Consider the following 19,852-nt stretch of genomic DNA (forward strand, 5'->3'; position numbering starts at 1 on the left):
GCTACGGGACAGAGGGTTCTTCCGCTAGGCTCTGTTTTCTGTCATGCACTGATTATTAGGTTGAGCTAATTATTTATTCGAAAAACTAAATAAAAGACTTAGTGTGTCTATAATATCTCCATTAGGACGGCATGTCAACCTGTTTGGCGATCAGTTCACACACCGCACGGTTCAATACATCATCAAACCCACTCATCAGCCACCTTCCTTTTTGGCCACTTTCATTGTTCCCATTATCCATCAAACCCCGGATTGCCCCATTTGCATCATGCCAAAAAGCTCGGGTTTGTTCCCCGCAGGAGAAACTGCCCGAGCTTTTTATACCGTTGTATCTAAAAAATAAAATTGCAGCGTTGACCAGCCAGCAGCTTTACTTTCAGACGATTGTCCGAAACGCGGCTCCACTGAATGTCCTCGTCTTTGCACGAAATGCGTATTGGCTCATTCGGAACAGCAAGCTCGCACTCCTGGTCAAAGCTCGACAGGAGGGAAAGGCCGGCCAGTTGTCCATTTTCCCATTGCAGATCCACTACATAGCCGCCTCTGGCGCGCAGGCCGTTCACATAACCGGTCGGCCACTTCTCAGGCAAGGCAGGTAGAAGCTCCAGATAACCTTGATGCGATTGCAGCAGCATCTCCGCTATACCTGCTGTTGCGGCAAAATTGCCGTCAATTTGGAAAGGAGGATGCGCATCGAACAAATTGGCATATACGCCGCCTTGACCACGGTTTCCTTTGCCGTCATTGCTCACCAAGGTCAGCAGATTGGACAACAGGTTTTCCGCGCGATTGCCGTCTCCGAAGCGCGCCCACAGGCTGATTTTCCAGCCCAGGCTCCAGCCCGTGCCATCATCGCCGCGGCGTTCCAGCGACACCTGCGCAGCCTTGAACAGCTCGCTGTCGGTTTTCTCCGTGATCAGCTTGCCCGGGTAAATGCCAACCAGATGAGATACATGGCGATGATGAACATCCTCGTCGTCAAAATCCTTGTACCACTCCTGAAGCTGTCCATGCTTGCCGATCTGGAACGGCAGGAGACGGCGTCTGGCTTCAGCCAGCTCTGCCGCAAGCTCCTCATCTACGCCCAAAATTCCGGCTGCTTCCGCGCAATTATCGAACAGCTCCGCAATCAGCATCAGATCCATCGTTGCCGCAGCGCTGATGGCATAACATTTATCGCCTATTCTGAACTTATGCTCCGGAGACGTGGAAGGCCCGGTAATCAGGAAGCCTTTATCATCCTCGTACAGCCAGTCCAGACAAAATAACGCCGCTTCCTTCATAACAGGGTAAGCCCGCTCTCCAAGGAACGCTGCATCCCTGCCAAACAAATAATGCTCCCATAAATGCTGGGTCAGCCATACCCCTCCCAGCGGCCAATAAGCCCAGATGGGGTCGCCGTCGCCATAATCGCCGACCGGAGCGGATTGCGCCCATATGTCGGAGTTATGATGGGCTACCCAGCCCCGTGCGCCATAATTGACCCGCGCGGTTTCTTTACCGTTGACAGCCAGCCGCTCGATATACGACAGCAGCGGCTCATGCAGCTCGGCCATATTGCAGCTCTCCGCCGGCCAATAGTTCATTTGCGCGTTAATATTCAGCGTATAATTGCTGCTCCACGGCGCGCGGGTTTCTTCGTTCCATATCCCCTGCAGGTTGGCGGGCATCGTTCCTTTGCGGGAGCTGGATATCATAAGGTAGCGGCCAAAGTTGAACAATAAAGCGGATAAGCCGGGATCGCTGCTTCCATACGTTGCAATGCGCTCGTCCGTTGCCATACCTTCAGGCGCCAGGCTGTCTCCAAGATGAATGGAAACCCGGTTATATAACTCCTGGTAATCGTTAATATGGCTGCTCTTCACTTCATGGAACGGCTTTGCTGCAACAGCGGCGATAATGGAGCTAGTAACAGCCTCCGGCAGCCTTTCCTTGCTGCTAGCGCCTTTCTCTGAATCGAAGGAGGTAGCCGCGCTAAAATACAATACAGCAGAGGTAGCGCCATAAACATGCAGCCCGTCGTGGTTGACCTTCCACTCTCCCCCGTCAAGCACCGCTTTTAAACGCCCGTGGAAAGCAAGCGCCTCGCTCTGTTCAGCGTCGCCATACAGGATAGGATTTTCCGAATAGTAATAGCTTGGCCACACCTGCTCCGGCGCAACGCCGTGAATCGTAAACGCGTCCCCCTCCGCGCTTGTCGCATGGCGAAGCAGGCTAGACAGCTTCGCCCGGAAGCTCAGCAGGCCAGGCTTGGAGGATTCCAGCCGAATGACAATGACCCCGTCAGGATGGGACGCAAACACCTCTCTTTTGTAATCATTGCCGCCCACCGTATAAGAAACCGCTGCAATGCCGTTATCCAAATCCAATGAACGCTTATAGTTGTGAAATTTGTTCCCATGCTCCATCGTCAGCAGCAGGTCGGCAAAGGGCAAATACGATTGCGTATAAGGTCCCATGATTTCCTTGCCCAGCGCATCTGCTGTGGCATAGTCCTCCCGGCTGATACTTTCTCTGATTTTTGGCAAAACTGCTTTTGCACTGTCATTATTCCAGTCCTTCGGAGCTCCAGACCATAATGTGTCTTCATTAAGCTGAATGCGTTCAGACTCTACCCCGCCAAATACCATAGCGCCAAGGTTGCCGTTGCCGACCGGAAGCGCTTCCGTCCAATAAACGGCTGGCTTATAATAAATCATACTCATTGCAATAGATCCTCCCAAGTCAATCAAATTCATCAATACCATTTATCCCATTGGGCCGGAAACAGCCTGACCGGTGCCCGGGAATCGGGCTACTCTAATAGTTTATACCAATAAAATCAGGAAATATATTGCGCATTTTGATCTATTTCGGACTTTTTTTAAGATAACCTGCAAATGAAGGATTGACATGAATCATCCAATGTCATTATAATAAAAATAACATATGATCAACTATTCATATATTAATAAAAAAAGACCCTTAAGGAGCGGATCTCAATGTCTGGACATCAGCATGACCACGGCCATAATCATGGACACTCTCACGGACATACCGGCAACAAAAAAATACTGCTTATTTCATTTATAATCATTACCGCCTACATGATCATAGAAGCAGTTGGCGGCGTAATGACGAACAGCCTGGCCTTATTGTCCGACGCGGGCCATATGTTATCCGATTCCATTGCGCTTGGCATTGCGCTGCTAGCGTTCCGTTTCGGCGAAAAAGCTGCCAACAGCGGCAAAACCTACGGCTACAGACGATTTGAAATTTTGGCTGCCGTTTTAAATGGCATAACGCTGATTGGCATTTCGCTCTATATTTTTTATGAAGCGATTGAACGCTTTGCCAATCCGCCGCAGGTTGCAACAACAGGTATGCTGATTATTAGCACAATCGGCCTTTTGATCAATATTTTGGTCGCATGGATTATGATGCGGGGCAGCGACACCAAAACCAACCTGAACATGCGCGGCGCGTACCTGCACGTCATTAGCGACATGCTGGGCTCGGTAGGAGCTATCGCCGCAGCGCTTCTGATGATGTTTTTTGGATGGGGTTGGGCTGACCCGCTTGCCAGCGTAATTGTGGCGGGTCTAGTGCTGAGGAGCGGCTTTTTTGTAACCAAATCGTCTCTTCATGTATTGATGGAGGGAACGCCTAGCCATCTGGATCTGAACGATATCGTAAGCAGCATTCTGGACACAAAAGGCGTATTGGGCGTCCATGACGTGCATCTCTGGTCCATCACCAGCAATCAAAACGCCTTGACTGCCCACATCGTCGTAGATGGAGGCAGCAGCGTTTACGATACAGAACTGCTTATCAAAAAAATCGAGCATGCTCTTGAGCATAAAGGCATTGCCCATGTTACCCTGCAAGCGGAGTCGGAGAAACACGGGCATGAGGATTCTGTCCTGTGCACAGCAAAGCCAGGAACGCCGGACGCTCATGCCCATCACCATCATTAATGCAGGCTAAGCCGGGTTGGTTGTCCAAATGCCTGCGCTTTTGAGCAGAACCCTTTGCGGCAGCTTCAATCCGGCAAGGATTAATTCTGCAACGTCCTCCGGCTGCATCATATGATCCTCGTCGCCGATTTTTAAGCCCAGACCAACCGCCATTCCCGTATTAACCGTGCTAGGCGTAAGCGCAGTTACGCGAATATTGGATTTGCGAACCTCCTGCATCAAAGCTTCCGTTAATCCCATAACGGCAAACTTGGAGGCGCAATAAGCAGAGCCGCTCGCAAATCCTTTTTCCCCTGCCGTAGACGAGATGTTAATGATATTGCCCTCATTTTGTCCAATCATTGCAGGTAATACGGCGCGACACGCATAATAGGTGCCGAACAGGTTGGTTTGAATAATGCTTTCCCATTTGCCGCTATCCATCTCCAGCACCGTGCCAAAATCGGCAATTCCTGCGCTATTGATCAAAATATCAACCGAACCCAACTGTTCGGTCAATGCCGCAATGGCTGCATTTACTTGCTCTTGAACGGAAATATCAGCCGCAGCGGTATAAACCCGGACGCCGTGGCTATCCTCAAGCTCCTTCTTTAATTGCTCCAGGTCGCCTGCTGTCCGCGCGATCAGCCCCAGATTAACACCCTCTGACGCGAGCTTAATAGCTGTCGCTTTGCCGATCCCTTTGCCTGCTCCCGTAATAATTGCCGTTTTATTGTTTAACATTCAATAACATCCCCCATTGTGCTCCAGTTTTTTGCATGAGCTTACTCATCTTAAGCTTGCGCTGCTTGGACTTATGTTTGCAGTGAGCGGACTTAAGCCTTCACTGCTCAAGCTTAAGGCTGGCTCAGCTTGCCCTTGGCTTATGCAGGCTTTTCCGTTTATCTGTTATGGAGCTCATTTGGATGCGGACCTTTGCGGCGATTGCAATCCAGCCCATTGATCTGCTCCATATCGGAATCGGACAATTGAAAGTCGAATACAGCTATATTTTCAACAATTCGGGAAGGCGTCACCGATTTGGGAATGGCAATTGTATGGCGTTGAAGATGCCAGCGAAGCACAATTTGAGCCGGCGTTTTGCCATAAGCTTCAGCCAGCTTCACCACAACCTCATCCTTCAGTACGTCGCCGCCTTGATCCAGCGGGCTCCATGCCTCCAGGAAAATATCATGCTGCTCGCAAAATGCTCTTAGTTCATTTTGAGCCAGATAAGGGTGGCACTCCACCTGATTAAGGACCGGCTTAACCTCGCACTCTTTAAGCACCCGCTCCAGATGCTCGATTTCAAAGTTGCACACGCCAATTGCCTTCACCCTGCCGTCATGGTAAAGCTTTTCAAGCGCCTTGTAGGTGTCCACGTATTGATCAAATTGCGGCGTAGGCCAATGAATCAGGTACAGATCAATATAATCCAGCTCCAGCTTCTCCAGACTTTCCTCAAAAGCGCGCAGCGTATTGTCATACCCTTGATCGGCGTTCCAAACCTTCGTTGTAATAAAAAGCTTCTCCCGGAGAATGCCGGATTGCTTGATCGCTTTCCCCACTCCGCGTTCATTGCGGTAAATCATAGCTGTATCAATAGACGTATAGCCTGCCTTAAAAGCGTTGCTTACCGCCTCGGCGGCTTGTTCGTCGCTAACCTGCCAGACGCCAAAACCAAGCTGAGGCATTTGCAAACCGTTATTCAACGTTACATGAATCATGTCTCTTCACCTCTTATGTTTTTTTGTTATCAACTGATTTACCCCGGAAGTGAACGGTTAACGATATCCCGTCGTCTTCCGCTGTACATGCCAAATTGTAACATGCCAGCCTCCCATCATTCAAAAGATAGCGGCAAATTAGCTACAGGTTAGGTTTAATACTCCATCAATTCTCCATCAATTAGCTAACCATTTGATTAATCATTTGTTCGATTATTTCATTAACCATTTCATTAAGTAATCAGTTATCAAACAAAGCGTTGCATTACATCGACCGTAGACATTTTCAATGTTTTCATTGACTAAATATCGTCTATACGTTATAAACAATTTGTAACCTCATTTGCAGATTAGCTTATGAACCACCTTTTCAATTAACCTTTTGATTACCTTATTGATTAACTATTTGATTATTTAAATGGAGGGAAGCTTAATGAACTCAACCCTTTTTATACCACGTCCCGAGCATCCGCGTCCTCAATTCATGCGCCAGTCCTGGCTAAACCTGAATGGCGAATGGCAATTTGAATTCGATGCTTCACGCAGCGGCAAAGAACGCGGCTTGCAAAAGCCCGAGGCCAAGCTGGGGCATACCATTGTTGTTCCCTTTTGTCCGGAGAGCAAGCTCTCCGGTATCGGGCATACCGACTTTATTCCCGCCGTCTGGTACAAGCGAAGCTTTGTTCTGCCGACAGAATGGCAATCCGGCGAGGTTTTGCTTCATTTTGGCGCGGTTGATTACGAGGCGGAAGTTTGGGTGAACGACGTTTGGATCGGCCGTCATCGGGGCGGCTACAGCTCCTTTTCGTTTCCCGTCCGGCATGCGCTTCGCGAAGGCGGCAATATCGTTACCGTATATGCGGAGGACGACGTTCGTTCCGGGAAGCAGCCGCGCGGCAAGCAAAGCGGCACTTATCGCTCTCAGGGGTGCGATTATACAAGAACAACGGGCATATGGCAAACCGTGTGGCTTGAGCATGTCCCCGCCACTTATGTTTCCTCTTTTCTCCTGTATCCCGATCCTGCTAACGAATGCTTGCATGTGAGCGCAGAGATTAACGGTCCCACAACCGGCTTTTCTTTTCGCTGCTCCTCGTCCTTTGAGGGAAAGGCTACCGGCCAGCAAACGATTTTAGTTGGAGCCCGATCCGTCCGGCTGACTTTGCCGCTTGCGGAAAAACATCTTTGGCATCCCGGCTCTCCCAAGCTCTATGATCTTAGGGTGGAGCTATTGCAGGAAGACCGGATTATCGACAGCTCAAGCTCCTATTTCGGATTGCGCTCCATACGGCTCGACGGCATGGCCTTCCGCATCAACGAACAGTCGGTGTTTCAACGGCTTGTGCTGGATCAAGGCTTTTATCCCGACGGCATCTACACAGCTCCTAGCGACGAAGCGCTAAAAAAGGATATTGAGCTATCGCTTGCCGCCGGCTTCAACGGCGCGCGTCTGCATGAAAAAATGTTCGAGCCAAGATATTTGTATTGGGCCGACAAGCTTGGTTATTTGGTATGGGGAGAGCATGCGAACTGGGGGCTGGATATTAGCGATTCAAGCGCGCTCGCCACATTTTTGCCGGAGTGGATCGAAGGGATTAAACGGGATTTTAATCATCCCAGCATTATTGGATGGTGTCCGTTCAACGAAACATGGGATGCACCGGGCGGAGCCCGCCAGAATAATGATGTGTTGCGTATCGTTTATGAAACGACCCGAAGTCTCGATGAAACGCGGCCCGTCATAGATACAAGCGGCAACTTCCATGTCGCGACCGATATCTTCGACGTTCACGATTATGACCAGAATCCCGAAAGCTTTCGAAAACGCCACCAGCCGTTAGCTGACGGCGGAGAGCCCTGGGTTTCCTTTCCCGAGCGTCAGAGCTATAGCGGCCAGCCCTATTTTGTCAGCGAATATGGCGGTATCGGATGGGACCCGGAGCAAGCGACAGAAGACGGATGGGGTTATGGAGATCGTCCCAAAACGGAAGCGGAGTTTAAGCTTCGCTACGAGGGATTGACGAATGCTCTGCTGGATAATCCCCATATGTTTGGTTTCTGCTATACGCAGCTATATGACATCGAGCAGGAAATAAACGGCCTGTACACATATGACCGCAAGCCCAAATTTGATTTGGAATGGCTAAAAAGCGTTAATCGCAGACGCGCTGCTATCGAGGATTAAAAGTCTCTATCAGTTGATCCGGTCATTCGGCGGTTATATAATACGTGTAGCATAGCAGGAATGAAACGGGGTAAATCCATGAATATACAGGTATCGGCGGAGCAGGTGCATTTTTTTGAAGCGCTTGCCTCCGAAAGCCGGATACGGATGATTAAGCTGCTTGAGGTCCAACCCATGAACATTAAGGAAATGGCCTACGCGCTTGGGGTTTCATCGGCAATCGTGACGAAGCACGTTCAAAAGCTGGAAGAGGCCGGCATAATTGCAACAGAAGGGATATCCGGTTTGCGGGGACGCCAGAAGGTTTGCCGCCTGGTAATGGACGATATTACGCTTCGGTTCCGAACGCCTGCCGAGCCCGCTCCCAACCGGTATGCCATATCGATTCCTATCGGCCACTATACGGACTATCAGGCAAAACCAACCTGCGGTCTCGCTTCACCAGACAAAATCATCGGTATGTTCGACGATCCGCGCTATTTCTCTGATCCCGATCGGACTGCCGCTGCCCATCTTTGGTTTAGCAGCGGCTTTGTGGAATATCGAATACCAAATTATTTGCTGTCCAACCAGCAGGCGGACGCTATCTCCATCACGCTGGAGCTATGCTCCGAGGCGCCTGGCTTTAACGAAAACTGGCCTTCGGATATTTATTTTTATTTGAACGACGTAAGCATCGGCCATTGGACCTGCCCGGGAGATTTCGGCAGCAGCCGTGGGGTTCACACGCCGGAGTGGTGGAAGCACGGCACGCAGCACGGGCTGTTAAAAACAATTCAGATTAAAGCGCAAGGTTGTTACATCGACGGGATGCCCATGTCCAATATAGCCATTAATCAAATCCCGCTGCCTTACGGCGAGAATATCCGCTTCCGCATCGCAGCTCCCGAAACTGCCAAAAACGCAGGCGGACTCAGCTTGTTCGGCAAGCATTTTGGCAACTATAATCAGGATATTCAATTTGAGATGCTATACGGAGACAAATAAGCAAACATATAAACAAGCAAACTCGCAAAAAACTTGCCCAAGCGCCCCCAGCGCGATAAGAGTAAAAAGCCGCTTGCTGCCAGACACAAAAAAGCTGGAGCGGAAACAGTCTTGTTTCTCTCCAGCTTCTCTAGCCTCTATAGCTTCTCTAGCCTCTATCCTTTAAAAACCCATTCCATATTGCTTCGGTATCGCTGTTTCCTTCTTTAATTGCGCCGCCGCTTCCAGCGCCCAATACGGATTGCGCAGCATCCCTCTTCCGACTGCGACCAGATCGGCATCCCCATTGCCCACAACAGCGTTCGCCACAAGTGGATCGTCCAGCCTTCCTACCGCGATAACCGGAATATCGAGCGTTTCTTTAATAGCACGAGCCAGCGGCACTTGATACGCGGCGTGGGTGCCTGGTCTTGACCCTGACCCAACCGGTCCTTCCCCGCCTGATGAAACATCAAACACATCAACGCCCGCTTCCATGTACACTTTGGAGAAAGCCAAGCTTTCTTCGAGTCCATATCCTCCGTCTACATACTCCTTGGCGGATATCCGCATAATAAGCGGCATTTCCTCCGGCATTTCTGCTTTAACCGCCTCAATAATTTCGCGGCCAAAACGAGTCAGCTCCCGGCCATATTCGTCGGTCCGCTTATTGGTTAGCGGGGAATGAAACTGATGAATCAAATAGCCGTGGGCCCCGTGAATTTGAATAGCGTCAAACCCGGCCTTTACCGCACGAGCCGCAGCCTCCCGAAATTTCTGCACCAAGCCTTTAACTTCCTCCGTCTCCAGTGCTCTTGGCTGCTTTGATTTTTCGTCAAAAGCTATCGCGGACGCCGATACCGGTACAGCCGCATCCTCCGCCTTGCGCCCGGCATGGGCAATTTGAATGCCTACCTTGGCGCCGTATTGATGGCAAGCATCCACAATTCTTTTTAATGCGGGAATATGCTCATCGCTCCACAAGCCCAGATCATAATCCGAAATGCGGCCGTCCGGCTCAACATCCGTCATTTCAATAATAATAAAACCTGCTCCGCCCACCGCACGGCTTACATAGTGCAAATAATGCCAGTCGTTCGCGATTCCGTCCTTTTGCTCAACGGAATATTGGCACATCGGAGGCATTACAATCCGGTTTTTCAGCTCCAGCCCTTTCAGCTTGAACGGGGTATATAGATCATGCATGAATAAAACTCCTCTCAAAATTGGGTGCCGCTAAAAGTAGAAAACAGATGCAACCAAAAACAGTTGCAGCTAATGCTATTATCCAATGCGATACTGTAGCCCTAAAAAGCAATTAAAGCTCCTGCAGGTTAGACTGAAGCTCTTTTTTCAAGCCTTGCTCCAATAAGGCAGCCTGCAAAACCTCGTTAAACGTTTGAAGCGCCTTTTGCAGCTTTTCTTCGCCTAATTCGGTAATGCAGGTATAAATGCCGCGGCGATCCGCCTCACAGACATGCCTTTGCAGCGAGCCGCAGTTCCTTGCTTCCATTCTGGCCACCAGACGCGAAACCGCGCTTTGGCTCAGATCAACCATCTCCTGAAGCTGCTGCAATCTAAGCTTTTTTTCCGCTGTTTGCGATATAAAATGGAGCGCATAAAATTCCTTCAATGACAACCCATGCTTTTCCTGAAGCGAACGCTCCAGCTCATCATTAATACGGCTTTGGATATGCGACAAGGACAACCATCTGATCAAACGTTCATCCGTGTTAAATGTATTCATCCCTCTCACCTGTTTTCATTTGAGAAATAAACATGCGCATGCATATAATTTAACTTATTGCTATTCCTTTGTCAAATCCGCTGTTTTTCCTAAAACGAAAAAAGACTATAATAATAGTCTTATTGACTGCCGATAAATACCATTAGGGATATGGATGAATGGAGGATTGCTGTGCGCGATAAAAAGTATTCCATCACAACCGCAGAACTTACCGTTATGAAAGTGTTGTGGGAGCAGCAGCGCTGTACCGCTGCGGTCATCATTGAACAAATCGGAAAGCATCGTCCGTGGCATTTCCGAACTATCAAATCATTGCTTCGGAATTTGGTTGCAAAGGAGCTTGTCGTTTTTGAAGTTGACAGCCGGGACAGCAGGCTTTATCACTACTCGCCGCTTATTAGCGAGGAGACTTATTTAAGCCAGGAAAGAGAACATTTCCTTGAGCTTCATTACGACGGCGATTTTGGAGCCTTGCTCAACAGCTTTCTGAAGGACAAGCTAAGCTCTACGGAGGAAGCCGAAGCTATGCGGGAGCTGCTGCTGCAAGCCGCCCAGCGTCTTCGTTCTCCATGACTGCCCTTCATATCGCTTTTGTCAAAATATTCGAGTTGTCGCTATCAGCCTCCATAATCGCAATCATTGTTTTGGCGTTCAGAAAAGTGGCCTGGAGATGGGCTTCTCCTTCGCTCATGATCATGCTGTGGAGCATTATGCTGCTGAGGTCGTTGTTCTCAATCAACATTCCTGGGCTTGCCAGTCTGGAGAATCTCATTGATCCTTATCTGTATGAACATCATTACGGAATTGGCGCAATTATGGATAACGTAATGAGTCGGTGGGGGGAGATACTGCCGGGTCATGCGGATACTGCTTCTTCCTCGCTTCCCGGCTACGTTAACGGCTTCGAGGAGCCGCGTACCGGATTTTTATATGATGAAGAAGCCAGCCGGCTTCGAAGCTTAGCGGCTGCACGGGATCAAGCCATGTCCGTCATCGCCCTTCTTTGGCTGTTAGGCGCATTAATCCGCGCTGGCGTTGAATACCGCAAGGAGATCAGAACAAAACGTCTATTGGGCCGGGCGCTCCCTTGCCATGACACCGTTGTATTAGCCTTACTTCATCAATGCCAGACAGAAGCAAAGGTTAAAGCTCGTACAGAGTTATTGCTCGCAGGAAGTGTCTTTCCGTTCATTCATGGCTTGCTTCGGCCGCGCATCGTACTTCCCTATGACTTCCAATCGCTGTACACAGAGTCGGAGCTGCGCATGATTGTTCTGCATGAATTGCAGCATTGGAAAAAGAGAGATGGCTGGCTCTTGTTGATCTCCCAATTCATATTGGTGCTTCACTGGTTTAATCCTCTTCTTCATTGGGCTGTTCAACGGCTGCGCGATGATGCGGAATTTCGATGCGACAAAGGGGTGACCAAGCTTTTATCGTTAGCGGATAAAACCGCCTACGGATTTCTGCTGCTCAAGCAAGGCGATTTGAATACCCGACTGGCCCGGTCCGGACAAGCCGGCTCTGCCGTTTCATGGCTGGAAAAACGCTCCGTTCTGATGGAGCGAGTGCAAGCCGTTGCCGGGTTGCTGCAAGCCTCACCTTCATCGCAGCGCAAGCGCAAATTAACGGGTTTTATGGCCTTACTGATTGGATTAAGCATCTTTTCAGCAGGAAATACCGTAGCTCAAAAAGCCGCCGAGGTGTATATGCCGGAGCCTGTACTGTATGTCTTCTGGATGAATGAATCTCTTAATCTGCGAAGCATGTCTGTTTTGCAGGACATGAGCACGTTGATGATCGGACAACCCGTTGCCTCCGAAAACATTACCCTTTTGCTTCGGCAACCGATGGAACAAAGCTATTGGGAGCAGTGGAGGGATGGTTTGAGGCTGGCGCTCGTTGACAAAGATGTTCCCATTCCGATAGATACCCGTCCCGTATTGGAGCAAACTTTTCAACGCAATATTCAGCAAGGCCATATCCTATTTATGTTGCATTATCCCTCCTACAGCGGCAAGTGGCTAAACTTCAGCTTCAGCAAACGAAGCGTCACTGATGTGGAGACACTGAAAGTACTCCAGCAGATCAATTTGTATTAAGCGGCGCCCATTACATTTCCAGCAGCCGCTTTATTTTCCACTCACAAATAGACTATAAAGGTAGTCCATTTGTGGGGTTCTGTTCAAAAAGCTTAAACTGCTTGCTAGTGTTATACGATGCATCAATGTCTAATGTTGAAAGGATGTAATCGATGAATGTTTCCAAGCCTGTGAATGTAAATACCACCTGTCAATGCCAGCATTATTCCGCAACCGCAACAAAGGCGTATCAATCAAGCCCAGACCGCTCCTTTGCCGATCTGCTTGCACTTTACAGCATAAAATCAGCAAATGAAAATGTGATGAATGCCAGGCTGCCTGCATCTTCCCCAGACCCATATCTGCATTCGCCTTCTTTGCTCAGCCGGGGACTGTCCCAGTCAGCAGATTTGCTGTCCAGCCTGCTGCTTTATTCTGCTTTCTCTGGCTCTTCCTTAACGGGTACGCCGCTGCTTGCAGGTACATCTCCGCTATCAGCTACAACCCTGCTTTCTGGCACGCCGTTGCTCTATGGCTCATCCATGTACTCAGGCCTGCTGCGCAATCCCGTCCAATCGCAATTTAATACGCTTTATTAATAGTTTTACACCATTAAGCGCAAATAAAGAGAGACAGCTATTACGGCTGTCTCTCTTCGTGCAACAAGACAAAGTAAGTAACAAAAATAATAATGATTGGATTATAGATAGGTTACAAATTCTGAAATAGGCTTCCGGTATCCGCGTGGCTTGCGGCTGCTAAGCTTTTCCTTACCGATTGTAATCATCAATACCGGCTCGTACTGCTCCTCTATTGACAACACCTCGCGAAGCGCTATCGGGTTAAAGCCAATCATTGGACACGTGTCCCAGCCCTTGCTTTTGGCAGCAAGCAAAAACAGCATAGCCGACAGCGATGCATTGCGAATCGCTTCATCACGTTGATAATGCTCACCGCTGCCTTCATATGTAGTCGTAACCAGACGTACCGCATGATCGTATTCCTGCTGGGTATAAATGCCAAGGCTTAACAGGCCTTCATAGATTCGGCCTGCGTCTTTATAGGCAAGCTTGTCGCCCAGAACGATAATAACCGCTGAAGCCGTACCCACCTTATGTTGTCCCATCGCTGCCTGTTTCACCTTTTGCTTCAGTTCCTGGTCAAGTACAACCAAATAATTGGTGTGCTGCAAATTGGAGGCGGACGGAGCCATCTTTACTAATTGAAAAATTCCGTCGAGCTCCTCCTTTGTAATAGGATGGTTGTCCAAAAAATTGCTTGCCGATCGCCTTTCATTAACCAGCTTTTCAAAATGCTCCATGTTGTCTCCCCCATCGTTGTACAAGCTGAACAAAATAATTTTAGCTATGCGAGCCGGCGTATAGTTCAACCCACAACCTGCTTCTGTTAATCATTATACTAGCAGGGTTCGTGTTGGCGGTCAAAATCAATAGCTAATTAACGAATATTTCATTAATCGATATAACGTTTCCCCCTGTACTTCAATTTCAAAGGGAGTATGCAAAGGGATATCATCGTCTCCATACAAGAACAGCCTGAACTGTTCAAGGTCCGTCGTAGAATATCTTTTATCATCCTCTTCCTTTACAAAAAGGTTCCCGGTGTCATAAAAATGATATTGCGTTTTCTCGTCAAGCGTAAAGCTTTTGATATCCTCCGACTCATTGTAAATGTAATATCCGTTGGGCATGTCTGCTTCTGTTAGACCTAACTCCTTCATTCTTTCTGTGTCCTTAGAGGTTATAAACTCAAAATCATCAATCTTAAGCGTACTTCCTTCCAAAAAGAGATATCCCGAGTAGGTTTGCGGCTCAGGCAGTGCTGCTTGATTTCGATCCGAACTACAAGCAACCAACATAAGACCAAAAGCCAAAACACAAATGAATAGCATCATCTTTTTCATTTTTTATGTCCTCGCTCTCTCATTCATTACTTATTTAGATTTCCATTAACCTCCAACTTACAATGGGTATTTACATTTTTAACGAAACCTTCTTCCAAAAAGTTGCATACAGTATTAGCTGGCAAATGCCCTCTTTCATACAAGAAACAGATAGCCTTGCCCGCATCTTCGGCTAGGCGCTAACAAACATTTCTGCTCTTGCTGCGGGGGAGATTCCGATTAGAATCAATGTTTTGGCTCTCTCCGTTACAGTTCTGTCAATGAATACTACTAGGCTTAGAGACTTACAGTATTTATAATGTTTATGGTATATTGTTCCTATATTAAAGGAGGTTTGTACTAATGAAAAAAGCTATTATGTCCATTGCTGCATTTGTAGTTTTCGTGACTGCTTCATTCGTCACTTCGACTATCCAGGCGGCCGAAGCTCCCCCCCGCATAGCGGATATTCAGATGGATACCATTCTAATGGACGACGGCACGTTATGGCTTAAGCGTTTATGGGCAGCATCCGGCTATGAGAAGGTGAACGTCGGAGCGGCTAACATTCATAGCGCCTATCGCAGTTCCAGCTTGGATTATGATTATGCGCTTACTAGCAATGACGAATTGATATCCTGGAATAACGAATCATTTCCCACGGTAGACAAAACGCAAAGCGGCATAAAGCATTTAACAGACGACTACTACCTTAAACATGACGGCACCGTATGGTCTTACAACGGCGAACAGCGTAAGGATTTACAAAACATCTCCTTGCTGGATTCAGCCTTTAACTCCATTGCCTATGTGACCAACAGCGGAGAAATCCATCATTCCTACCTAAAATATGTAGTCGACCAGGTACCGGATGCTTCGTCTATCATCTCTTTGGAGATATTGAGCAAAAACTCTCTTGCGTATATGGACAAGTCCGGTAAAGTTGTAGCCGTTAACTTGCTGGACTTCGATTTCAGCGTAGAGGACGTCCAATTTAAGCCATATGTTGTGACAACGGATGCCGTGCATATCTCTTATGCCGATGAAGATAAGCTACTCGTCACACGAAAGGATGGAACGGTGTGGGAAACAGATACTTATCACAACAATTACAAACTGCTGAAGCAGGTGGATGGTATAAAGAATGCGGCCAAAGCCTCCATCTATAAAGGTTCGCTCAATATTCAATCAGATGATGGAAAAAAGGGGTTTTATCCCAATAGAGGCAATCAGCAATGGCTTGTTCAGCACAAGGACGGAAACTGGGGCATTTACGCGGTTCCACTTAGCGGAAAAGGATTAGAAGCAACACCAATCAAACCGCCTGCTGTATCTGGACTTTCTTTTACCGCCTCTAACGCAAAGCCGTCTGTAGGCAATACCATACAGTTCAAAATCGTACAATCCTATACAAACGGTTATAAAGAAACATTATCCGGTAAAGATATTGTTCTGAGCATCGACAAACCTCATTTACTTAAAGCTCAAAAAGACGGATCTTATAAGGTATTGGGCATTGGTGACGTTACGGCAACGGTTACTGTAGGCGATATAACCAAAAAAGTTACGCTTGCATCCAGTCTCGGCAGCAATTTGACTGGTGCCATATACGCTAACGAAACAGTAATGCTGCCAGTAAAAAGCGTGTTCCAGTCATTGGGGGGATCTGTCTCCTATACAAAAACAAGCAACAGTTATGATATTACGCTAGGCTCGAAGTCTATCATTCTGAAAGTAGGCCAGAAAAAGGCGACAGTGGACGGCAAAGAAGTAGCGCTGGATCAGGCAGTTCGCGAAGAAAAAGGGGGCGCGGTGTTCCCGGCCACATTCCTGACTAAAGCAACAGGCGCTGTTGCAAAATGGGATTCCAAGCTGAAACAGTTGAAAGTTTCCGTTGGCTCGGGAACCATGATTATTGAGTCGAGTGATACGCCAAAAGTTAAAAAGAAGGAAGCGCAAGGAGCACTTGCCAATTATATTGGAAAATCGTATTGGGTGAATAGATATAGTAATTGGGAACGTTTCATCAAGCTTACCATTACCGATATTGTTCCAGTAGGCGGAGAAAACTTCGAAATTGTTTTCGCCAAAACAGATGGCAAAACAATAAAATCGGAAGTGACGTCACGGGATTTTGTAACCAAAATTTTGGGCGACTCCTATACGTTCCTGTCCTATGATCCATACAAGAAATACAACTGGCCGGCTTCAACCTGGGATTCCATTAAAGCTTCCAAAATTTCAATGGGCATGAATAAAACGCAGGTAGAACTCTCATGGGGACGGCCATCGAGCACTTCAAAAGTATCCTCCAAAACCGTTAATGTGGAAGTATGGAGGTATGGATACCAATACGTCGTTCTCACGAATGGCGTGGTAACCGATGTTTACACCTTTTAACAAAGACTCACAATAAAATATAGAGAAGGTACGCCAAAATTATAATGGCGATCATTTCAAGGTTTTTAACCACGAAATGATCGCCATATTCTTAACTAAATAACGTTAGCGTTGCTGCCTATTCAACTTCTTCCTGCCAACGTTCAATTCTCACGCTGGCCTATGCTTGTCAAGCCTTCTCCTGCTGATACTTCGCCAAAATATGACGAATATATTCCTGAAAACCTTCCCTTATTTCGGCTGGCTCCAACACCTCGCATTTCGTTCCAAACGCTAATAATCGGTCATAACCATGCTCATTCGGAATAATGGGGTAGATGGCAATACATGTCTGATCCTCTATCTGAACAATATGCTCTGCGCCAAAGCGTTCAATTACCCGATCCATAACGGAGAGATCAAGGCGAAGCGTGACCCTCACCCAATCCGTCCTCATCCAATCCCCGCCATTCATTGGCAACGACATGAAATCTCTAGGTACAAATTTTTCGCCCAGCACATGCAAGCCGCTCATCCGCGCTAATTTGAATATGCGGTAATCTTTTTTTTCCGTACAAAAAGCCTGCAAATACCAACTTCCTTCCTTAAACACAACTTGATACGGCTCCACCTTCCGTTCACTTGTAAGCCCGTTACTATTTATATAGCTAAAGATTACAAAACACTGCTCATTCATCGCCGTTTCTATATAACCGAACTCTTTGCGCAATGATTCATTACCAGCGTTTAGGGCCATATCAATGACGTAACGTCCTTGCTTCCTGCGGTGTTCTCCTTCTGAATGAAGCGCATTCAGCTTCTCCATTGCATAAACCGATTCACGCTGTCCAAACAGTTGTCTATAGCCATGCAAGCCGCTTAAAAGCGCTTGAATTTCCTGAGAGGTAAACACGGTCTTTCCTACTTTAAAAGACTTCATCAGCCCCACGCCGCCCATCGCGCCATGATGAGTAAATATCGGGAGTCCAGCGCAATTAAGCGCGTCAACGTCACGGTAAATTGTCCGCCGGCTCACCTCCAGGCGCTCGGCCAGCTCACGTGCGCTGATTATCTCACGCTCAAGCAACATCATAATTAAAGCAATCAAGCGATCCGTTTTCATTGCAACCACCTCTCATCAAGTATGCCATACTGTTGTCATAGTTGATAGGCTATGCTGGACTTGTAGTTAACCTTTTCGCGAAACAGGAGGAAAAAACATGATTTCAACCCGAATTGAAAACAAAGAAGCCTTTCGTTTCATTGGCTTCAAAACGGTCTTGGCCGAAGGGACAAGCATCCATGACACGCGTTACTCCCCCCTCAAGACAGCTTTTTTCAAAAGCATGATTGAAGGAGGACATATGGCAACGCTACGCCCGCTGTCTGAAAGTAATTATGGCTTTGCCGCTGTAGCCCGGGAGCCCGACGGTATTTATTATTACGCTGGCGTCCCCTCGATGCAGCCAGTGCCATCCTCTGCGGATGAGCTGCCTTTTCCTCAGAGCGAATATTTGGTATTATCGGGAAGCGGCGGATTGTCGCGCCTTGCTTTTGACCGTCTGGAGGATTATGCCTTTGGCTCCGTCTTGAACGATGAATATGAATATGTGTACAACGGGAATCCGATTGCGGAGGTTTTGCTTAACGGCAATCCAATGGATGCCGAAGTCGAGGTGTGGGTTCCGGTAATCAAACGAGGTTAAAGCGCAGACCAATTAAAGACATATAAAAAAGTTCGTTAGAGATGATCTCTAACGAACTTTTTTGGTATACCGGCGAGAGGACTCGAACCTCCACGGTTTCCCACTCGATTTTGAGTCGAGCGCGTCTGCCATTCCGCCACGCCGGCACGTATAAAGGGTGTTGCTTTGTAAAGATGGCGCGGCCTAAGAGATTCGAACTCCTGACCTTTTGATTCGTAGTCAAACGCTCTATCCAGCTGAGCTAAGGCCGCAAAGTATAAAATTTTGTGGAGGCGCCACCCAGACTCGAACTGGGGGTAAAGCTTTTGCAGAGCTCTGCCTTACCACTTGGCTATGGCGCCATAATCTTATGGAGCGGAAGACGGGAATCGAACCCGCGACCCTCGCCTTGGCAAGGCGATGCTCTACCGCTGAGCCACTTCCGCAAATGGCTGGGGATCAAGGATTCGAACCTTGGAGTGACGGAGTCAAAGTCCGTTGCCTTACCGCTTGGCTAATCCCCAACGCTATTACATTAATCAAAAGTGTTAATGGGGCGATCGATGGGACTTGAACCCACGAATGCCGGAGTCACAGACCGGTGCGTTAACCCCTTCGCCACGACCGCCATGTCGCACTTTCATACAGTTGGCAGGGGCAGCAGGAATTGAACCCACACCAAAGGTTTTGGAGACCTTTGTTCTACCTTTAAACTATGCCCCTAAAACTGGTGGAGGATGATGGATTCGAACCACCGAACTCAGAGAGAGCAGATTTACAGTCTGCCGTGTTTAGCCACTTCACTAATCCTCCAAAAATGGTGCCGTCGAGAGGACTTGAACCCCCAACCTACTGATTACAAGTCAGTTGCTCTACCAGTTGAGCTACAACGGCATATGAAATTGAATGGTGGCTCGGGACGGAATCGAACCGCCGACACGAGGATTTTCAGTCCTCTGCTCTACCGACTGAGCTACCGAGCCTGATGATGTTGTAATGGCGGAGCTGACGGGATTCGAACCCGCGGTCTCCTGCGTGACAGGCAGGCATGTTAGGCCTCTACNATGAAATTGAATGGTGGCTCGGGACGGAATCGAACCGCCGACACGAGGATTTTCAGTCCTCTGCTCTACCGACTGAGCTACCGAGCCTGATGATGTTGTAATGGCGGAGCTGACGGGATTCGAACCCGCGGTCTCCTGCGTGACAGGCAGGCATGTTAGGCCTCTACACCACAGCTCCAC

At 48.2% G+C, this 19,852-nt stretch carries 16 protein-coding genes and 12 tRNA genes; 8 read left to right on the forward strand and 20 right to left on the reverse strand.

The genetic code is table 11. From position 1 onward, the window contains the following. Positions 1 to 332 precede the first annotated feature (332 nt). The gene (locus A7K91_RS10565; RefSeq protein ID WP_068682408.1) at positions 333 to 2,705 is read right to left on the reverse strand and encodes a glycoside hydrolase family 95 protein; all 2,373 of its coding nucleotides are present in this window, start codon (positions 2,703 to 2,705) and stop codon (positions 333 to 335) included. Between the two features lie 276 nt (positions 2,706 to 2,981). On the opposite strand from A7K91_RS10565, the gene A7K91_RS10570 reads away from it, so the two are divergent. Beyond that, the gene (locus tag A7K91_RS10570) at positions 2,982 to 3,956 is read left to right on the forward strand and encodes a cation diffusion facilitator family transporter (protein WP_068682410.1); all 975 of its coding nucleotides are present in this window, start codon (positions 2,982 to 2,984) and stop codon (positions 3,954 to 3,956) included. A 6-nt stretch (positions 3,957 to 3,962) separates the two neighbouring features. On the opposite strand, the gene A7K91_RS10575 is transcribed toward A7K91_RS10570, so the two are convergent. After that, entirely contained in the window at positions 3,963 to 4,679 is a 717-nt protein-coding gene (locus A7K91_RS10575) for a 3-ketoacyl-ACP reductase (RefSeq protein WP_068682412.1), read from the reverse strand. 158 nt (positions 4,680 to 4,837) lie between these two features. After that, positions 4,838 to 5,662: an aldo/keto reductase gene (locus A7K91_RS10580; protein ID WP_068682414.1), complete on the reverse strand. Its 825-nt coding sequence runs from the start codon at positions 5,660 to 5,662 to the stop codon at positions 4,838 to 4,840. Between the two features lie 433 nt (positions 5,663 to 6,095). Between A7K91_RS10580 and A7K91_RS10585 the strand changes: the two genes are divergently transcribed. Together A7K91_RS10585 and A7K91_RS10590 are read left to right on the forward strand one after the other, a co-directional pair. Next, positions 6,096 to 7,847 carry a glycoside hydrolase family 2 protein gene (locus A7K91_RS10585; protein ID WP_068682416.1) on the forward strand — a complete coding sequence of 584 codons (1,752 nt, stop codon included), beginning with the start codon at positions 6,096 to 6,098 and terminating at the stop codon, positions 7,845 to 7,847. Positions 7,848 to 7,925: 78 nt separating this feature from the next. After that, positions 7,926 to 8,834: an ArsR/SmtB family transcription factor gene (locus A7K91_RS10590; protein ID WP_068682418.1), complete on the forward strand. Its 909-nt coding sequence runs from the start codon at positions 7,926 to 7,928 to the stop codon at positions 8,832 to 8,834. Between the two features lie 162 nt (positions 8,835 to 8,996). On the opposite strand, the gene A7K91_RS10595 is transcribed toward A7K91_RS10590, so the two are convergent. Together A7K91_RS10595 and A7K91_RS10600 are read right to left on the reverse strand one after the other, a co-directional pair. Then, positions 8,997 to 10,019: an NADH:flavin oxidoreductase/NADH oxidase gene (locus A7K91_RS10595; RefSeq protein WP_068682421.1), complete on the reverse strand. Its 1,023-nt coding sequence runs from the start codon at positions 10,017 to 10,019 to the stop codon at positions 8,997 to 8,999. Between the two features lie 112 nt (positions 10,020 to 10,131). After that, positions 10,132 to 10,560 carry a MarR family winged helix-turn-helix transcriptional regulator gene (locus A7K91_RS10600; RefSeq protein ID WP_068682423.1) on the reverse strand — a complete coding sequence of 143 codons (429 nt, stop codon included), beginning with the start codon at positions 10,558 to 10,560 and terminating at the stop codon, positions 10,132 to 10,134. 171 nt (positions 10,561 to 10,731) lie between these two features. On the opposite strand from A7K91_RS10600, the gene A7K91_RS10605 reads away from it, so the two are divergent. The 3 genes from A7K91_RS10605 to A7K91_RS10615 all read left to right on the forward strand — a co-directional run bounded on the left by A7K91_RS10605 (position 10,732) and on the right by A7K91_RS10615 (position 13,240). Next, on the forward strand, positions 10,732 to 11,133 hold the full coding sequence (locus tag A7K91_RS10605; protein ID WP_082967369.1) for a BlaI/MecI/CopY family transcriptional regulator: 402 nt from the start codon (positions 10,732 to 10,734) through the stop codon (positions 11,131 to 11,133). Next, entirely contained in the window at positions 11,130 to 12,662 is a 1,533-nt protein-coding gene (locus A7K91_RS10610; protein WP_068682427.1) for a M56 family metallopeptidase, read from the forward strand. Before A7K91_RS10605 ends, A7K91_RS10610 begins: the two co-directional genes overlap by 4 nt. Positions 12,663 to 12,814: 152 nt before the next feature. Beyond that, complete coding sequence (locus tag A7K91_RS10615) at positions 12,815 to 13,240, forward strand: hypothetical protein (RefSeq protein WP_068682429.1); 426 nt, start codon at positions 12,815 to 12,817, stop codon at positions 13,238 to 13,240. 101 nt (positions 13,241 to 13,341) lie between these two features. On the opposite strand, the gene A7K91_RS10620 is transcribed toward A7K91_RS10615, so the two are convergent. Together A7K91_RS10620 and A7K91_RS10625 are read right to left on the reverse strand one after the other, a co-directional pair. Further along, on the reverse strand, positions 13,342 to 13,962 hold the full coding sequence (locus A7K91_RS10620) for a nitroreductase family protein (RefSeq protein WP_068682469.1): 621 nt from the start codon (positions 13,960 to 13,962) through the stop codon (positions 13,342 to 13,344). Positions 13,963 to 14,088: 126 nt separating this feature from the next. Further along, the gene (locus tag A7K91_RS10625) at positions 14,089 to 14,565 is read right to left on the reverse strand and encodes a hypothetical protein (protein ID WP_068682430.1); all 477 of its coding nucleotides are present in this window, start codon (positions 14,563 to 14,565) and stop codon (positions 14,089 to 14,091) included. 342 nt (positions 14,566 to 14,907) lie between these two features. Here A7K91_RS10625 and A7K91_RS10630 point away from each other — a divergent pair, with 342 nt between their 5' ends. Further along, complete coding sequence (locus A7K91_RS10630; RefSeq protein WP_068682431.1) at positions 14,908 to 16,944, forward strand: copper amine oxidase N-terminal domain-containing protein; 2,037 nt, start codon at positions 14,908 to 14,910, stop codon at positions 16,942 to 16,944. A gap of 169 nt (positions 16,945 to 17,113) precedes the next feature. Here the strand turns inward: A7K91_RS10630 and A7K91_RS10635 are convergent, their stop codons facing one another. Continuing rightward, on the reverse strand, positions 17,114 to 18,046 hold the full coding sequence (locus A7K91_RS10635) for a helix-turn-helix transcriptional regulator (protein ID WP_068682432.1): 933 nt from the start codon (positions 18,044 to 18,046) through the stop codon (positions 17,114 to 17,116). Between the two features lie 97 nt (positions 18,047 to 18,143). Here A7K91_RS10635 and A7K91_RS10640 point away from each other — a divergent pair, with 97 nt between their 5' ends. Beyond that, positions 18,144 to 18,629 (forward strand): effector binding domain-containing protein, encoded by a 486-nt coding sequence (locus A7K91_RS10640; RefSeq protein ID WP_068682433.1) that lies wholly within the window; start codon positions 18,144 to 18,146, stop codon positions 18,627 to 18,629. 67 nt (positions 18,630 to 18,696) lie between these two features. On the opposite strand, the gene A7K91_RS10645 is transcribed toward A7K91_RS10640, so the two are convergent. The 12 genes from A7K91_RS10645 to A7K91_RS10700 form a co-directional block, all read right to left on the reverse strand. After that, a tRNA-Leu gene (locus A7K91_RS10645) sits at positions 18,697 to 18,775 on the reverse strand. Between the two features lie 28 nt (positions 18,776 to 18,803). After that, positions 18,804 to 18,880: transfer RNA gene (locus tag A7K91_RS10650), tRNA-Arg, on the reverse strand. Positions 18,881 to 18,896: 16 nt separating this feature from the next. After that, a tRNA-Cys gene (locus tag A7K91_RS10655) sits at positions 18,897 to 18,970 on the reverse strand. Positions 18,971 to 18,979: 9 nt separating this feature from the next. Next, a tRNA-Gly gene (locus tag A7K91_RS10660) sits at positions 18,980 to 19,054 on the reverse strand. A 3-nt stretch (positions 19,055 to 19,057) separates the two neighbouring features. Continuing rightward, positions 19,058 to 19,132 (reverse strand) — tRNA-Gln (locus A7K91_RS10665). Between the two features lie 28 nt (positions 19,133 to 19,160). After that, a tRNA-His gene (locus A7K91_RS10670) sits at positions 19,161 to 19,236 on the reverse strand. Positions 19,237 to 19,257: 21 nt separating this feature from the next. Beyond that, positions 19,258 to 19,331, reverse strand: a tRNA-Trp gene (locus tag A7K91_RS10675). Between the two features lie 5 nt (positions 19,332 to 19,336). Beyond that, positions 19,337 to 19,421, reverse strand: a tRNA-Tyr gene (locus tag A7K91_RS10680). 5 nt (positions 19,422 to 19,426) lie between these two features. Continuing rightward, positions 19,427 to 19,502 (reverse strand) — tRNA-Thr (locus A7K91_RS10685). A gap of 13 nt (positions 19,503 to 19,515) precedes the next feature. Further along, positions 19,516 to 19,591: transfer RNA gene (locus A7K91_RS10690), tRNA-Phe, on the reverse strand. A gap of 92 nt (positions 19,592 to 19,683) precedes the next feature. Next, positions 19,684 to 19,759: transfer RNA gene (locus A7K91_RS10695), tRNA-Phe, on the reverse strand. Between the two features lie 14 nt (positions 19,760 to 19,773). Then, a tRNA-Asp gene (locus A7K91_RS10700) sits at positions 19,774 to 19,850 on the reverse strand. Positions 19,851 to 19,852 lie beyond the last annotated feature (2 nt).

Source organism: Paenibacillus oryzae, from assembly GCF_001675045.1.
Taxonomy (GTDB): Bacteria; Bacillota; Bacilli; order Paenibacillales; family Paenibacillaceae; genus Pristimantibacillus; species Pristimantibacillus oryzae.

Bases quoted from the DNA above. Each gene is read 5' to 3' on its own strand.
- A7K91_RS10620 (WP_068682469.1), bottom strand. From the start codon at position 13,962: ATGGAGCATTTTGAAAAGCTGGTTAATGAAAGGCGATCGGCAAGCAAT.
- A7K91_RS10600 (WP_068682423.1), bottom strand. From the start codon at position 10,560: ATGAATACATTTAACACGGATGAACGTTTGATCAGATGGTTGTCCTTG.
- A7K91_RS10630 (WP_068682431.1), top strand. From the start codon at position 14,908: ATGAAAAAAGCTATTATGTCCATTGCTGCATTTGTAGTTTTCGTGACT.
- A7K91_RS10585 (WP_068682416.1), top strand. From the start codon at position 6,096: ATGAACTCAACCCTTTTTATACCACGTCCCGAGCATCCGCGTCCTCAA.
- A7K91_RS10635 (WP_068682432.1), bottom strand. From the start codon at position 18,046: ATGAAAACGGATCGCTTGATTGCTTTAATTATGATGTTGCTTGAGCGT.
- A7K91_RS10625 (WP_068682430.1), bottom strand. From the start codon at position 14,565: ATGAAAAAGATGATGCTATTCATTTGTGTTTTGGCTTTTGGTCTTATG.
- A7K91_RS10580 (WP_068682414.1), bottom strand. From the start codon at position 5,662: ATGATTCATGTAACGTTGAATAACGGTTTGCAAATGCCTCAGCTTGGT.
- A7K91_RS10640 (WP_068682433.1), top strand. From the start codon at position 18,144: ATGATTTCAACCCGAATTGAAAACAAAGAAGCCTTTCGTTTCATTGGC.
- A7K91_RS10570 (WP_068682410.1), top strand. From the start codon at position 2,982: ATGTCTGGACATCAGCATGACCACGGCCATAATCATGGACACTCTCAC.
- A7K91_RS10595 (WP_068682421.1), bottom strand. From the start codon at position 10,019: ATGCATGATCTATATACCCCGTTCAAGCTGAAAGGGCTGGAGCTGAAA.
- A7K91_RS10565 (WP_068682408.1), bottom strand. From the start codon at position 2,705: ATGAGTATGATTTATTATAAGCCAGCCGTTTATTGGACGGAAGCGCTT.
- A7K91_RS10615 (WP_068682429.1), top strand. From the start codon at position 12,815: ATGAATGTTTCCAAGCCTGTGAATGTAAATACCACCTGTCAATGCCAG.
- A7K91_RS10575 (WP_068682412.1), bottom strand. From the start codon at position 4,679: ATGTTAAACAATAAAACGGCAATTATTACGGGAGCAGGCAAAGGGATC.
- A7K91_RS10590 (WP_068682418.1), top strand. From the start codon at position 7,926: ATGAATATACAGGTATCGGCGGAGCAGGTGCATTTTTTTGAAGCGCTT.
- A7K91_RS10610 (WP_068682427.1), top strand. From the start codon at position 11,130: ATGACTGCCCTTCATATCGCTTTTGTCAAAATATTCGAGTTGTCGCTA.